Source organism: Corynebacterium sp. CCUG 70398 (assembly GCF_024454055.1).
Lineage (GTDB): Bacteria > Actinomycetota > Actinomycetes > Mycobacteriales > Mycobacteriaceae > Corynebacterium > Corynebacterium genitalium.
Window position 1 is genome coordinate 12167 of the sequence record NZ_JAGPYZ010000012.1, and the last position, 14869, is coordinate 27035.

At 63.5% G+C, this 14869-nt stretch carries 12 protein-coding genes; 3 read left to right on the forward strand and 9 right to left on the reverse strand.

The annotated features are described in order from the left end of the window. Positions 1–69: 69 nt before the first annotated feature. Positions 70–1386, forward strand: coding sequence for a nicotinate phosphoribosyltransferase (locus KBX07_RS10595; RefSeq protein WP_256024081.1), 1317 nt, complete (start codon positions 70–72; stop codon positions 1384–1386). Beyond that, positions 1386–3398, forward strand: coding sequence for an ATP-dependent DNA helicase (locus KBX07_RS10600; RefSeq protein WP_305083472.1), 2013 nt, complete (start codon positions 1386–1388; stop codon positions 3396–3398). The genes KBX07_RS10595 and KBX07_RS10600 overlap by 1 nt, the downstream gene beginning before the upstream one ends. On the opposite strand, the gene KBX07_RS10605 is transcribed toward KBX07_RS10600, so the two are convergent. The 9 genes from KBX07_RS10605 to KBX07_RS10645 form a co-directional block, all read right to left on the reverse strand. Further along, positions 3356–4174, reverse strand: a complete 819-nt coding sequence (locus KBX07_RS10605) for an aminoacyl-tRNA hydrolase (RefSeq protein ID WP_256024084.1) — start codon at positions 4172–4174, stop codon at positions 3356–3358. The two genes, KBX07_RS10600 and KBX07_RS10605, sit on opposite strands and share 43 nt — an antisense overlap. Then, positions 4174–5424: a phosphoserine phosphatase SerB gene (gene serB, locus KBX07_RS10610; RefSeq protein ID WP_256024086.1), complete on the reverse strand. Its 1251-nt coding sequence runs from the start codon at positions 5422–5424 to the stop codon at positions 4174–4176. The genes KBX07_RS10605 and serB overlap by 1 nt, the downstream gene beginning before the upstream one ends. Positions 5425–5501: 77 nt before the next feature. Continuing rightward, positions 5502–7370: a cytochrome c oxidase subunit I gene (ctaD, locus tag KBX07_RS10615; RefSeq protein WP_255995874.1), complete on the reverse strand. Its 1869-nt coding sequence runs from the start codon at positions 7368–7370 to the stop codon at positions 5502–5504. Between the two features lie 394 nt (positions 7371–7764). After that, positions 7765–8766, reverse strand: coding sequence for a class 1b ribonucleoside-diphosphate reductase subunit beta (gene nrdF / locus KBX07_RS10620; protein WP_005288840.1), 1002 nt, complete (start codon positions 8764–8766; stop codon positions 7765–7767). A gap of 127 nt (positions 8767–8893) precedes the next feature. Then, positions 8894–11056, reverse strand: a complete 2163-nt coding sequence (gene nrdE, locus KBX07_RS10625; RefSeq protein ID WP_255995876.1) for a class 1b ribonucleoside-diphosphate reductase subunit alpha — start codon at positions 11054–11056, stop codon at positions 8894–8896. A gap of 79 nt (positions 11057–11135) precedes the next feature. After that, a complete protein-coding gene (gene nrdI, locus KBX07_RS10630; RefSeq protein WP_255998592.1) occupies positions 11136–11663 on the reverse strand; it encodes a class Ib ribonucleoside-diphosphate reductase assembly flavoprotein NrdI in 528 nt (175 codons plus the stop codon). 74 nt (positions 11664–11737) lie between these two features. Beyond that, positions 11738–11971: a glutaredoxin-like protein NrdH gene (nrdH, locus tag KBX07_RS10635; protein ID WP_005288829.1), complete on the reverse strand. Its 234-nt coding sequence runs from the start codon at positions 11969–11971 to the stop codon at positions 11738–11740. A gap of 372 nt (positions 11972–12343) precedes the next feature. Further along, a complete protein-coding gene (gene ykgO, locus KBX07_RS10640) occupies positions 12344–12466 on the reverse strand; it encodes a type B 50S ribosomal protein L36 (protein WP_005288826.1) in 123 nt (40 codons plus the stop codon). Between the two features lie 124 nt (positions 12467–12590). Beyond that, positions 12591–13982: a sugar porter family MFS transporter gene (locus tag KBX07_RS10645; RefSeq protein ID WP_050748866.1), complete on the reverse strand. Its 1392-nt coding sequence runs from the start codon at positions 13980–13982 to the stop codon at positions 12591–12593. Between the two features lie 25 nt (positions 13983–14007). Between KBX07_RS10645 and nadE the strand changes: the two genes are divergently transcribed. After that, on the forward strand, positions 14008–14859 hold the full coding sequence (nadE, locus tag KBX07_RS10650) for an ammonia-dependent NAD(+) synthetase (protein ID WP_256024087.1): 852 nt from the start codon (positions 14008–14010) through the stop codon (positions 14857–14859). The last annotated feature ends 10 nt before the right edge of the window (positions 14860–14869 follow it).

Genomic DNA, 14869 nt, shown 5'->3' on the forward strand with positions numbered 1-14869 from the left:
GCGCTGACACAACACCGACACAGCTCTGTCCTTGTCGTTCGAAGACGAGGAAAGACTAGGCTTGACTGCATGAACGAACAGCCGTCAACCGCCTTTCTCACCGACATGTACGAGCTCACCATGCTCGATGCATCCATGAAGGACGGCACCCACTCGCGCCAATGCGTTTTCGAAGTCTTCGCCCGCAAGCTGCCCAACGAACGCCGTTACGGAGTTGTCGCAGGCACTGGCCGCCTGATTGAAGCCGTGGAGAAATTCCGCTTCACCGAAGACCAGTTGTCCACGGCCGACTTCCTTAGCGAGGAAACCCGTGAGTACCTGCGCAACTACCGCTTCACCGGGCACATTGACGGCTACAGGGAAGGTGAGCTGTACTTCCCCTACTCCCCCATCCTCACCGTGCGCGGCACATTCGCAGAATGCTGCATCCTGGAGACGGTCATCCTGTCGATCCTCAACTCCGACTCCGCGATCGCCTCCGCCGCCTCGCGCATGGTCACGGCTGCCGACGGCCGCCCGATCATGGAGATGGGCTCGCGCCGCACCAACGAGCAGGCCGCGGTGACCGGTGCACGTGCCGCCTACATCGCCGGGTTCGGCTCCACCTCCAACATGGAAGCCTCCCTGCGCTACGGCATCCCGGCCTCCGGCACCGCCGCCCACGCCTGGACGCTGCTGCACACCAACCCTGACGGCACCCCGAACGAGAAGGCCGCTTTCAAGGCGCAGATCGACTCCCTCGGTGTGGACACGACCCTGCTGGTGGACACCTACGACATCACCCAGGGTGTAGCCAACGCGGTGGAGGTCGCGGGCCCGGAGCTCGGCGGCGTGCGCCTGGACTCCGGTGACCTGGGCATCATGTCGCGGCGCGTGCGGGCGCAGCTCGATGAGCTCGGTGCGTACAACACGAAGATCATCGTCTCCTCCGACCTGGACGAATTCGCTATCGCCGGCCTGCGGTCGGACCCGGTCGACGGCTACGGTGTGGGCACGTCGGTAGCCACGGGTTCCGGAGCTCCCACGGCAGGAATGGTGTACAAGCTTGTGGAGGTAGACGGTGTGCCCGTCGCTAAGCGCAGCTCCGGCAAGCAAATGAAAGGCGGCGCGAAGGGAGCACTGCGCACGTACCGCGGCTCCGGTGTCGCGGTCGACGAGATCGTTTACCCGCTCGATAAGCACCCCGGAACCCCGACGACGCTGGATTACCGCGAGCTTGTCGTCCCGCTCATCCGCAACGGTGAAATCGTCGAGGGGCTAGATGACCTTGAAGCGACCCGCACCCACCTTGCGAAACAACGCGAAACGCTGCCCTGGGAAGGTCTGTCGTTGTCCCGCGATGAACCGGCGATCCGCACACGCTTCGTCGGATTCCCGGAAGAGTGATGGAACGGTTGTCGCTGTCTGCGCGCGAGCTTCTCGACGCTGCCGTCGAATCCCTCGGCGGCACGCAACGCCCGGGGCAAATCGCCATGGCTGAGGCGGTTTCTCAAGCGCTTGCCGACGACCGTCACCTCGCCGTCCAAGCCGGTACCGGAACCGGTAAATCCCTGGCCTACCTGGTGCCCGCGATCCGGCACGCACAGGCGAACGACACGACCGTGATCGTCTCCACGGCAACGCTCGCTCTGCAGCGCCAGCTGGTCGAGCGCGACCTGCCGCGCCTGGTGGAAGCCCTTGACCCGCTGTTGCCGCGCACCCCGACGTTCGCCATCTTGAAGGGCCGCTCCAACTACGTGTGCCTGAACAAGATCGGTGTTTTGGACGGAACCGGGGACGGCCAGGAAGCGCTGGTCGACGAAGAAGACGTCTCCTGGCTCGGCCGCTACGTCAAACGCGTGCACGAATGGGCCGAAGAAACCGAGACCGGTGACCGCGATGACCTTGAACCCGGTGTGCCCGACAAAGCGTGGCGGCATGTCTCCGTCACCGCCAACGAGTGCTTAGGTGCCACACGGTGCCCGCACGGTACCGAATGCTTCGCCGAAGCCGCTCGCGTGCGCGCCGGTGAGGCCGACATCGTGGTGACCAACCATGCGCTTTTGGCTATCGACGCGCTTTCAGGCGCCTCCATCCTGCCCGAGCACTCTGCGGTCATCATCGACGAGGCCCACGAGCTCGACGGCCGCGTCACCTCCGTGGCCACCAATGAGATCTCCCCGCACGCGCTGCGGCTCGCGGCCCGCCGCGCCGGGAAGCTGGGAGAAAACAGGCGCAAAGACACGCTCGAGGAGCTTATCGACGACTTCGCCGCCGTCCTCGACACCGAATCCCCTGGCCGCTGGGAAACGATCTCGGATCCCGCCCGCGCCGCCTTCGTCGCAGTGCAGGATGAACTGCGCCGCACGGGCGAGGCCATCGCCCGCGCCCCGGAGGGTGAAGCCACCAAGGACCCGGAGACCGCAGCCGAGCGGGAGAACTTGCGCAACCACGTAGGCGAGCTGTACACCTCCTTCGATCGCATCTTGAGCGTCTTCGACGAAGATGACCCCGCTAAGCACTTCGACGTCGTCTGGCTCGCCCGCAGCGCCTCCTCCAGCCCGGAGTCCGCCTCCGTTTCAGTGGCACCGCTATCGGTGTCGGCCTTGTTGCGCGACAACCTGTTTGGTGAGCAGACGGTCGTGCTCACCTCCGCCACCCTTGCTGTAGGCGGCAACTTCCGCGCGATGGCCGCGGCCTGGGGGCTTCCCGACGGCACCTGGGACAGCCTCGACGCCGGCACCCCCTTTGACCCGCGTCGCTCTGGAATTCTCTACACCGCTAAGCACTTGCCGCCGCCGGGCCGCGACGGCATCAGCGAGGGCACCCTCGACGAGATGGCTGAGCTCATCACCGCGGCCGGCGGGCGGACGCTGGGATTGTTCTCCTCTCGCCGTGCCGCACAAGAAGCCGCGGACGCTTTGCGCTCTCGGTTGCCGTTCGACATTCTGGTCCAAGGCGACGACACCATCGGCGCACTGGTGAACAAGTTCGCCGCCGGGGAGAACGTGTGTCTGTTCGGCACCTTGAGCCTGTGGCAGGGTGTCGATGTCCCCGGCCGCTCCCTCTCCCACGTCATGATCGACCGGATCCCCTTCCCCCGCCCCGATGCCCCGCTGCTCCAGGCCCGCTCCCGCGCCGCCGACGCCGCCGGCCGTTCCGGGTTCATGGATGTTTCCGCCACCCACGCCGCACTCCTGCTCGCCCAAGGTGCCGGCCGGTTGCTGCGCAGCACCACCGACCGCGGCGTCGTCTCCGTCCTGGACAGCCGTTTGGTGACAAAGCGCTACGGATCCTTCCTCCGCGCGTCCCTCCCCGACTTTTGGGAGACGACAGACCCCGAAGTGGTGCGCGGCGCGCTGCGCCGACTCGTGGCTCAGCCTGCTGAGAAGTCCTCGGCCGAGTCTTCCGCGGAGTAAGCGCCAGGATGCGCCACCACCGTCACTGACCCTGGAGCGACCTCCGTGAAGCCGCTATCGCGGACGGGGACAGACGCGGGAAGCGCCGCGGTGGCGCGGATAAGCTCCCGTGGCACCTCGCGGACCGCAAGGGGAAAGCCGTCGAGAGCCCAGCGCACCGCCCACGCTTCGCTCATCTGCGCGGCAAGCAGCATCGACCCGTGGCCGACCTGGGCGGCGGCCTTACCCGCGGTCATTGCGAGCGAGTCGTCGACAAGAATCACTGGCACCGATGACATCTCGATGCCACCGACACTGGGCGCCGGCAGGTCATCGTGCGGGAGGTCGGTGCCTTTGATCTGCAGTTTGCTGATCGCGTGCGGAACCTCCCCGACGGCGGACGGAATGAACGCGCGAGCTTCGGCGACCGGACCCGTTGCGCTGGATCGGAACGTGCAGCCGGGCAGCGTCTGCGCGTTCTCCCACGCGGCACCGCGGGCACGCCGCGCGATCTTGCGGATCCGGTGGCCGTACCACTGTGCTAGCGCGTCGCGCCAGGCGGACTCCTCCCCCGCGCGCGGGTCGAGACACACAGCTGCAGCGGCTTGGGCAGCGGCCACCAGAGCGTCATTACGCTGCGGCGGGTCCGCTTTCGGAATGTGCAGCGCGATCTGCATCGCCTGAACGGTGGCGGGATCGTCTGGGTCTTCTGCGCCGCGGTGGTCGTCGGCAAGGCTCCCGGCTAGGAAGCGGTGCGCTGCCGCGATGAGCGCGGCTGTGTCAGCTGTTTCCGGCATTAATCGAGTGCGACTTTGCCGTCGATACCCTGCTCCTCGTTGAGCGTATCGATCTCATGGCGCGGCACGCCCATGATGTACAGCACCGAATCCAGGAACGGGTGGGTGACCGAGGTGTCCGCGACCTCGCGCAGCGCTGGCTTCGCATTGAAAGCGATGCCCAGACCGGCCGCGGTGAGCATGTCGATGTCATTCGCACCGTCGCCGACCGCCACCGTCTGGGACAAACGCAGGCCCGAATCTTCAGCGAACTCGGCGAGGAACTCCGCCTTCGCCTTCCGGTCGACGACTTTGCCGATCACCTTTCCGGTGAGTTTGCCGTCCACGATCTCGAGCGTGTTCGCGCGCACGTAATCGAGGTCCAGGTCGGCCGCCATCGGCTCGAGCACCTGGATGAACCCGCCCGAGACAACCGCGGTGCGGTAGCCCATCTGCTTCAACGTGCGGATCGTTGTGCGGGCTCCGGGAGTGAGTTCGATGTCGCGTGCGACGCTGTCAAGCACCGACGCGCCCAGCCCCGCCAGCGTTGCGACGCGCTCGCGCAACGACTCCTCAAAGTCCAGCTCCCCGCGCATCGCGCGCTCGGTGACCTCGGCGACCTCCGCTTCACGACCCGCGTGAGCAGCGAGCATCTCGATGACCTCGCCCGTGATGAGGGTCGAATCGCAGTCGAAACACACCAGGCGTTTCGAGCGGCGGGCCAGACCAGCGCGCTCAATCGCGATATCGACGCCGAGAGCTGTGGTGAGCTCCGCTAACGCTTGGCGCACCGTGTGGCTGACCTCGTCGCCGGAACCAGGAATGGTGATCGACAACTCCAATCCCGTCACCGGGTAATCAGAAATGCCGCGGATACGGTCGATGTTCGCACCGAAGTCCGCGAGGGTGCGGCCGATTTCAGAGACCGCCTCCGCCGTCACCGGATCGCCCAGCACGACCACAGCATGGGTGGAACGGCGACGCTGCGGAGCCAAAGATGCCTCGTCCGTCTCGATGGTCACCGATTGGTCCGCCAGCTCCGGTGCCGCTTCAAGGTCGTGGCGTAGCGCCTCGACACCGCTCGTGGTGACGCCCGCGAACGCCGCGAGAGCAAGACGGCCACGGAACTGCGCCTGCTCAACGTCCAGCAGCTGCGCCCCGTGCTGGGACAACACCGCGAAGAATGCCGCACTCACACCGGGGTGATCAGCCCCCGACAACGTGATCACTGCGTGCTGGAGGCCGGGTTGAAGGGTCACCGAATACGTCATGAATTCGAACCTACAGCAACAGGCCCCGCTCCACGATGTGGGGAGCGGGGCCTGCCGGTTAGTTCAGGAGTGGCCTATTAGTCGGTCGCCTTGGTGGAGCCGGAGTCGCGGCCGTCTGCCGGACGCACCTTGGTCACGGTCTCCGTGGCAGTGCGCTGCGAAGCAGAGGTCACGGTCTCGGACTCACGGGAGTCAGAGCCAGTGTGCTCGTTCTCTTCCGGGGTGGTTGCCTCAGAGCGCGGGTCGTGGTGGCCGGTGTGGGCCTCACGGCGCAGGGTTTCCACCATGTGCGGGTAGTGCAGCTCGAACGCGGGGCGCTCAGAGCGGATACGCGGCAGGGAGGTGAAGTTGTGGCCAGGAGGCGGGCAGGAGGTTGCCCACTCCAGGGAGTTGCCGTAGCCCCACGGGTCGTCGACGGTGACGACCTCGCCGTAGCGCCAGGACTTGTACACGTTCCAGATGAACGGCAGGAAGGCGATACCCAGGATGAAGGAGCCGATCGTAGAGATCTGGTTCAGCAGGGTGAAGCCGTCGGAGTCCAGGTAGTCGGCGTAACGGCGCGGCATACCCATGTTGCCCAGCCAGTGCTGGACCAGGAAGGTCATGTTGAAGCCGATCATGACGAGCCAGAAGTGGATCTTCGCCAGGCGCTCGTCGAGCATGCGGCCCGTCATCTTCGGGAACCAGAAGTAGATGCCTGCGCACGACGCGAACACGACCGTACCGAAGAGGGTGTAGTGGAAGTGCGCGACAACGAAGTAGGTGTCAGACAGCTGGAAGTCCAGCGGCGGGGCAGCCAGCATAATGCCGGTCAGACCACCGAAGAGGAACACGAACAGGAAGCCGACGGACCACAGCATCGGGCTTTCAAAGGTGAGGTGGCCGTTCCACATGGTGCCCACCCAGTTGAAGAACTTCACGCCGGTCGGAACAGCGATCAGGAAGGTCATGAAGGAGAAGAACGGCAGCAGAACCGCACCGGTGACGTACATGTGGTGCGCCCACACAGCCATGGACAGGCCACCGATGGCCAGGGTTGCAAAGACCAGGCCGATGTAGCCGAAGACCGGCTTGCGGGAGAAGACCGGGATGACCTCGGAGATGATACCGAAGAACGGCAGTGCGAGGACGTAGACCTCGGGGTGGCCGAAGAACCAGAACAGGTGCTGCCACAGAATGGCGCCACCGTTGGCCGGGTCGAAGATGTGGCCGCCGAGTTTGCGGTCGTAGAGCACACCGAGGGCTGCAGCGGTCAGCAGCGGGAAGATCATCAGGGCCAGGATGGAGGCCACGAAGATGGTCCAGGTGAACACCGGCAGACGGAACATGGTCATGCCCGGCGCACGCAGGGTGAGCACGGTGGTCACCATGTTGATGGCGGAGGCCAGGGTACCGATACCGGTTGCACCGACACCGAGGATCCACAGGTCAGCGCCCACACCCGGGGTGTGGATCGAGTCAGCCAGCGGCATGTACATGGTCCAGCCGAAGTCGGCAGCGCCACCCGGGGTGAGGAAGCCGGCGAGCATGGCGATGACACCAGCGGTAGTGATCCAGAAGCCGAACGCGTTCAGACGCGGGAAAGCGACATCCGGGGCACCGATCTGCAGCGGCAGAACGAAGTTGGCGAAGCCCCACACGATCGGGGTACCGAATGCCAGCAGCATCACGGTGCCGTGCAGGGTGAACAGCTGGTTGAACTGCTCATTGGAAAGGAACTGGAGACCCGGGGAGAAAAGCTCCGCGCGGATCAACAGGGCCATCAGGCCACCGACGAAGAACCAGATAAACGCCGAGATGATGTAGAAAATGCCCAGCTGTTTGTGGTCCGTGGTGGTCATCAGGTCCCAAAGGCGGGTGCCTTTGCGGGCCTTGCCGGTCGGCTCCGGCCGTGCCGGTGCAGCCTCGACGACATCAGCGTCGAGCCGTGGTGCCACAGCAGTCATACGTATCCTCCTGAATTAACCTCAGCCGCTCCACCCCCAGTGGGATTTCCCGGGGGCGCCCCGGCCAAGCCTTCCCGGAGCTGACGAGAATCAGCTCGCAGAGAGCATAGATAGGGCGCGGCTAATACCGCTTCATCTTAACCAGCGGTCCAGCGAAAATCCAGATGACGTGCAGCCTCTTCGCGCTGCTCATTCCGGGGGCAACCACTCCCCCAGCTCACAGCCCTGAACTGGGCTGTAACCACCAGGCACCCGACTACCGCATGCCCGGCGATGCCCGGATTTCAACCCAGAACGGGGGCGGTATAACCCCGGAATAGGTTAAGCCAAAGAATGCCCCGGCCGGCCCAAAAATGGACCAGTCGGGGCATGGGACCCACAGGTCAGGGACGGGTTAGAAGTCCCAGTCGTCGTCCTGCGTGTCCTCGGCCTTACCGATGACGTAGGAGGAGCCGGAGCCGGAGAAGAAGTCGTGGTTCTCGTCGGCGTTCGGGGCAAGCGATGCCAGGATGGCGGGCGACACGCGCGTCTCGTCGACCGGGAAAAGTCCCTCGTAACCGAGGTTGTTCAGTGCCTTATTGGCGTTGTAGCGCAGGAAGCGCTTGACGTCCTCGGTCCAGCCGAGCGGATCGTAGAGGTCCTCGGTGTACTGGATCTCGTTGTCGTAGAGGTCGTAGAGCAGGTCGAAGGCGTGCTCCTTGAGCTCGTCCTGGCGTTGCTGGGACTCGTCGCGCAGGCCGACCTGGTACTTGTAGCCGATGTAATAGCCGTGCACTGCTTCGTCGCGGATGATCAGGCGGATGATGTCGGCGGTGTTGGTCAGCTTGGAGTGCACCGACCAGTTCAGCGGGAGGTAGAAGCCGGAGTAGAACAGGAAGGACTCCAGCATCACCGAGGCGATCTTGCGCTTGAGTGGATCGTCGCCGCAGTAGTAGCTCTGAATGATTTTGGCTTTGCGCTGCACCTCGGCGTTTTCTTCGGTCCAACGGAAGGCATCGTTAATCTGCGGTGTCGACGCGAGCGTCATGTAGATGTTCGAGTAACTCTTCGCGTGGACGGACTCCATGAACGCGATGTTGGTGTACACAGCCTCCTCGTGCAGTGTCTTCGCGTCCGGGATGAGGGAGACCGCACCGACGGTGCCCTGGATCGTGTCCAGCAGCGTCAGGTTGGCAAACACGCGCATCGTGGACAGCTGTTCTGCGTCGTTAAGCGTGTTCCAACTCGGGATGTCGTTGGACACCGGGATTTTCTCCGGCAGCCAGAAGTTGCCGGTGAGGCGGTCCCATACCTCCTGGTCTTTGTCGTCAGGGATGCTGTTCCAGTTCACGGCCTTCAAAGGCGCGGGGTGGGATTCGACGTACGCCTCGTAATCGTGGGTCTCCTCGTGGGTCATGCCACCCATCCTAGAGGGTTACGGGCATTTGCTTGACGACGCACCCAACCCCTCCCCCAAAAATGTCGCACCCCGAGGGGGGAACGCGATGGTTCCGACCCTCGGGGTGCGACAGGGCACAGAAAACCTAGAGCATGCAGGACACGCAGCCCTCAACCTCAGTGCCCTCGAGCGCCATCTGGCGCAGGCGGATGTAGTAGAGCGTCTTGATGCCCTTGCGCCACGCGTAGATCTGGGCGCGGTTGATGTCGCGGGTGGTGACGGTGTCCTTGAAGAACAGCGTCAGCGACAGGCCCTGGTCCACGTACTTCGTGGCTTCAGCGTAGGTGTCGATGATCTTCTCGAAACCGATCTCGTACGCGTCCTTGAAGTAGTCAGCGTTCTCGTTGTCCATGTGCGGCGCCGGGTAGTAGACGCGGCCGATCTTGCCTTCCTTGCGGATCTCGATCTTGGAGGCGATCGGGTGGATCGACGAGGTCGAGTTGTTGATGTAGGAGATCGAGCCGGTCGGCGGAACCGCCTGCAGGTAACGGTTGTAAATGCCGTCGCGGGCGACATCGGCCTTGAGCTGCTCCCATTCCTCAGCGCTCGGGGGCTGGGCGGAGGAGCCGTCGAAAAGCTCCTTGACGCGCTGCGTCTTCGGCTGGAAGTCGGCCGGGTTGTAGCGGTCGAAGAACTCGCCGCTGGCGTACTCGGAGTCCTCGAAGCCCGCGAAGCGCTGGCCCTTCTCTACGGCGATCTTGTGGGAGGCCTTGAGGCACTCGTACATGATCGTGGCGAAGTAGGCGTTGGTGAAGTCCAGGCCTTCCTCGGAGCCGTACTCGATGTGCTCGCGGCCGAGGTAGCCGTGCAGGTTCATCTGGCCCAAGCCGATGGCGTGCGAGGCATCGTTGCCCTCGCGCACGCTCGGCACCGAATCGATCGAGGTCTTGTCCGCGACAGCCGTCAGGCCGCGAATGGCGGTCTCGACGGTGCGGGAGAAGTTGTCCGAATCCATTGCCATCGCAATGTTGAGCGAGCCCAAGTTGCAGGAAATGTCGTGGCCGATCGTGTCGTACGTCAGGTCCTCATTGAGCACGGAGGCAGAGTTGACCTGGAGAATCTCCGAGCACAGGTTGGACATGTTGATCCGGCCCGTCTTCACCGGGTTCGCACGGTTCGCGTGGTCCTCGAAGAGGATGTACGGGTAGCCGGACTCGAACTGGATCTCGGCGATCGTCTGGAAGAACTGGCGCGCCTTGATCTTCGTCTTGCGGATGCGCGGGTCTTCCACCATCTCGTCGTACTTCTCCGTGACAGAGATGTCGGCGAACGGCACACCGTAAACGCGCTCGACGTCGTACGGGGAGAACAGGTACATGTCGTCGTTGCGCTTGGCCAGCTCAAAGGTGATGTCCGGGATGACCACACCGAGCGAGAGCGTCTTGATGCGGATCTTCTCGTCCGCGTTCTCACGCTTGGTGTCCAAGAAGCGCATGATGTCCGGGTGGTGCGCGTTCAAGTACACCGCACCAGCACCCTGGCGGGCGCCGAGCTGGTTGGCGTAGGAGAAGGAGTCTTCCAGCAGCTTCATCACGGGGATGACACCGGAGGATTGGTTCTCAATGTGCTTAATCGGCGCGCCGGACTCGCGGATGTTGCTCAGCAGCAGCGCCACACCACCACCGCGCTTCGATAGCTGCAGGGAGGAGTTGATGGCGCGGCCGATGGACTCCATGTTGTCCTCGATACGCAGCAGGAAGCAGGACACCAGCTCGCCGCGCTGTGCCTTACCCGCGTTGAGGAAGGTGGGGGTGGCGGGCTGGAACCGGCCGGTCATAATTTCGTCGACAAGCGCGGAGGCGATCTCCTCGTTGCCGTCGGCGAGGAACAGTGCGGTCATGGCCACGCGGTCTTCGAAACGCTCCAGGTAGCGGCGGCCGTCGAAGGTCTTCAGCGTGTAGGAGGTGTAGTACTTGTACGCGCCGAGGAAGGACTGGAAGCGGAACTTGAAGGCGTAGGCCCGCTTGAACGTGGACTTCACAAAGTCCCAGTCGTAGGCCTTGATGACGTCCGGCTCGTAGTACTTGTTCTCCACCAGGTAGTTCATCTTCTCTTCCAGGTCGTGGAAGTAGACGGTGTTCTGGTTGACGTGCTGGAGGAAGAACTGGTTCGCGGCCTCACGGTCTTTGTCGAACTGGATGTGGCCGTTCTCGTCATAAAGGTTCAGCAGCGCGTTGAGCGCGTGGTAGTCGAGCTGATCTGCCGTGTCGACGGGCTCAGCGACGGTCTTTCCCGTTGTGGCGGTCACTGTAGTCGGGCCTTTCTTGTGCGGGAGTTCATGGAGCGTTTATAGGAGAGGTACAGCTATGAAGTTGTGAAGTCTGTTTTCACACCGTTTGGTAGCGCTCGCGCAACTGTGCAAGCCGTCGCGCGCTGTCGTCGACGCGGGTCTGCACGTGCCCGTCGAGCCGATCTTTTTCCGTGGATGTCATCGGGTCCAACCCGAGCCGCTCGCGGTGGGCGATAAGAGAATCACGCACGTGCGTGACGTCGTATTCGGTGCCCATCATTTCGAAGCGGTAGAGGTAGGGCACGCCCGTCTTAGCGGAGATCACCTCGCCTGCCCGGCCGAAATCAGGGCCGAAGTTGGAGTTGCCTCCCGCGATCACACCGCGCAGCAACCCGCGATTGTGCGGGTCATTGAGAAAGTGGATAACTTGCGGTGGCACGGGGCGCGAGTTCCCTTCGCTTATCGACGCCCCTCCCCCATACGTCGGCACAACCAAGACATAGGGCTTCTCCACTGTCAGTGGTTGCTGCGTGCGGCGCAGCGGAATGCGTGCCGCCGGCAAACCCAGCTTGCCGACAAACCGGTGCGTGTTCTCCGTCGTAGAGGAGAAATAAACCACCAGCATGCGCTACTCACCTATCTTCGGGCATACGATAAGCCGCCAGCTGGTGACGGCTTAACGGGCAGTGGGAATCGAGCTTAGGCGGCAGCCTCAGCGAGGGTGCGGATGCGGTCCGGACGGAAACCGGACCAGTGGTCACCGTCAACTTCCACGACCGGGGCCTGCAGGTAACCCAGCGCCATCACGTAGTCGCGGGCGGAATCATCCAGGGAGATGTCCACAGTGGTGTAGTTCAGACCTGCGCGGTCGAGGGCCTTCTTGGTCGCGTTGCACTGCACGCATGCGGGCTTGGTGTAGAGGGTGATGGACATGGCGGGGACGACTCTTTTCTGCTCGGGAAAACTGCTCTGATTACACGGCTTTGAACGTGGCACTTGGGCCTGTTGGCTTCCGGGGAACAACCAGCTGTTCACATCCCGGGGGCGAACACTTTGAAACACTATACGTTGTAGGAAAAACAAGCAACCACTACTACATATAGTAGTTACAATCATGGTATTTGCAGGATACGGCCACTAAATCACCTACATGTAGTTACCCCGGAATGTTTTACGCGTCCAGAATGGCTTACACGGGTGAAATTTTCCCGGAAAAGTGACTTATTTCACATTCTTTGGAAAATGGAGAGCGCCCCCGCCGCGAGCTTTCGCACGCAAGACGGGGGCGCTGGCGCTAAGAACCGCTTAACCCTGACGGGCCTTGAAACGCGGATCCTTCTTGTTGATCACGTACACCTTGCCGTGGCGGCGCACAACCTGGGCGCCCGGCTTGTTCTTCAGCGACCGAAGCGACTTGCGGACCTTCATCGGGCGCTCCTTTCTTTGTTGACTCTGCTGACACAATAGGCTCTGCGTGAGTGCCTCTATTTATCACGGCGCGCCAAGACAGGCGCTGCCGCACAACGGGGGACCATGTTACCCGAGCAGCCCCTTAACCACCAAAACGCTGCTTCATCTCACCAGCCACACTGTCGAGGGTGCGGCCCACCGTCTCCGGAACCATGACCTTGACAAATCCGGCGGCCGCGACACCGCACATCGCGAACATCACGAACGTCGCCGTCGCCCCCACGGTATCCACGAGCGGCAGGAAGAACTGCGCCACCGCCCAGTTCGCCATCCACAGCGCCAGACCCGCCACACCCATTCCCACGCCGCGGATCTGCGGAGGCACCAGCTCGGAGATGAGCAGCCACGTCGTCGGCGACACCGCAGCTTGTTGGGAAGCAATGAACAACGCCATGAACGCCAGCGCGAGCATTGCTAACGACGTATTCGCCTCAGCCGCCCGGTACACCACCGCCAGCAGCACCAGGAAGATCACGTTCAGCGTCAGACCGCCGAGCAGCAGCCGCTTCCTGCCGATCCTGTCCACTAGCTGCAGGCCGATGTAACAGGCCACCACCGACACCAGACCAATCACCATCGAGGTGTACACCGAGTTCTGAGTAGACACCCCGACGTTGTTCATCATCGTCGGAGCGAAGTAGACGATGGCATTGACACCGGAGATCTGCTGCGTCACACCCAGCAGAGCGGCCACGAGCACCGTCATGCGCATCCACCTCGACCCCGCCAAGGTGCGCCACTGGCCCTGCTGAGCTGCACGCACCTCCGCGTCCTCGCGCGTTGCCTGCGCGAGTTCGTCGGTGTCGATGCCGGTGCGGGAGGCGACGGCGCGGGCGTCGCTGATACGCCCATGCCGCGACAGCCAGACAGGCGTGTCCGGCAAGAACACCATGCCCACAGCCAAGACAGCGCCCGGCACCGCCGCCGCACCCAGCATGAGCTGCCAGCTGCCCGACGGTGCGAGAAGCGAATTGACCACGTACGCGAGCAACTGCCCCACCACAATCATCAGCGTGTTGAGCGACACGAGCCGACCACGCACCGCTGCCGGCACCATTTCCGAGATGTACATCGGCGTGACAATCGATACCGCACCCACTGCAACACCCAGGAATGCCCTGGCCGTACCGAGCATCTCCGGAGACGTCGCCAGCGCGCACCACACCGACCCGGCGACGAAGAGCACTCCGCCCAGAATGAGCGTCACACGACGGCCCAACTTGTCCGCCACTGCCCCGCCGCTGACAGCGCCGAGTGCAGCGCCGACGAGCAACATCGCGGTGACCATGCCCTCCTGCGCGGGCGACATGCCGAACTCGGGCGTGATGAACAGCAAGGCGCCGCTCATCACGCCGGTGTCATAACCGAAAAGAAGCCCGCCGAACGCCGCGATCGCGGCGACCGTACGGACGTACCTGCGCTGCTGCGCCGATGCTGTAGAACTCGTGGTGGACACAGCCTCAGTTGAAGTCATGCCCCACATAGTGCACCCGGCTACCATGGCTGTCATGTCAGACTCCGACCGGAACACGCAGCGAGAGATAGTGAACGCGCTGGCTGTGAAGCCCTTTATCGATCCAGCGGAGGAAGTCGCCGCCCGCGTCGATTTCCTCGCCGATTACCTCGCCGTGACTGGTGCCCGCGGCTACGTGCTGGGGATCTCCGGCGGGCAGGACTCCACCCTCGCCGGACGGCTCGCACAGCTCGCCGTGGAAAAGGTCCGTGCCAACGACCCCTCCAGCGAGTGCCAGTTCGTCGCCGTCCGTCTCCCCCACGGTGTGCAGTCCGACGAGGATGACGCGCAGCTCGCGTTGGACTTCATCCAGCCTGACCGCCGTGTCACCGTCGACATCGAACCGGCCACGACAGCAATGGGAGGCGCAGTAGCCGCCGCACTCGACGGGGCCGAGCTCACCGACTTCAATAGAGGCAACGTCAAAGCCCGCATGCGCATGATCACCCAGTACGCGATCGCCGGCGAGCTCGGCCTCCTCGTCGTGGGCACCGACCACGCGGCGGAAAACGTCACCGGCTTCTTCACCAAGTTCGGCGACGGGGCGGCCGACCTCGTCCCTCTCGCGGGCCTCAACAAACGCCAGGGCGCCCAGCTTCTGGAACACCTCGGGGCCGACAAGCGCCTTTATGAAAAGGTGCCCACCGCCGATCTCGAGGACGATCGCCCAGCGCTTCCCGACGAAGAAGCCCTCGGCATCACCTACCCCCACATCGACGACTATCTCGAGGGGAAGCAGGTTCCCGACGATGCGGCAAAGCGTCTCGAGCACCTGTGGGCCGTCGGCCAGCACAAGCGCCACCTTCCGCCTGGTCCCGCCGACACGTGGTGGCGTTGACGCCCCCGCC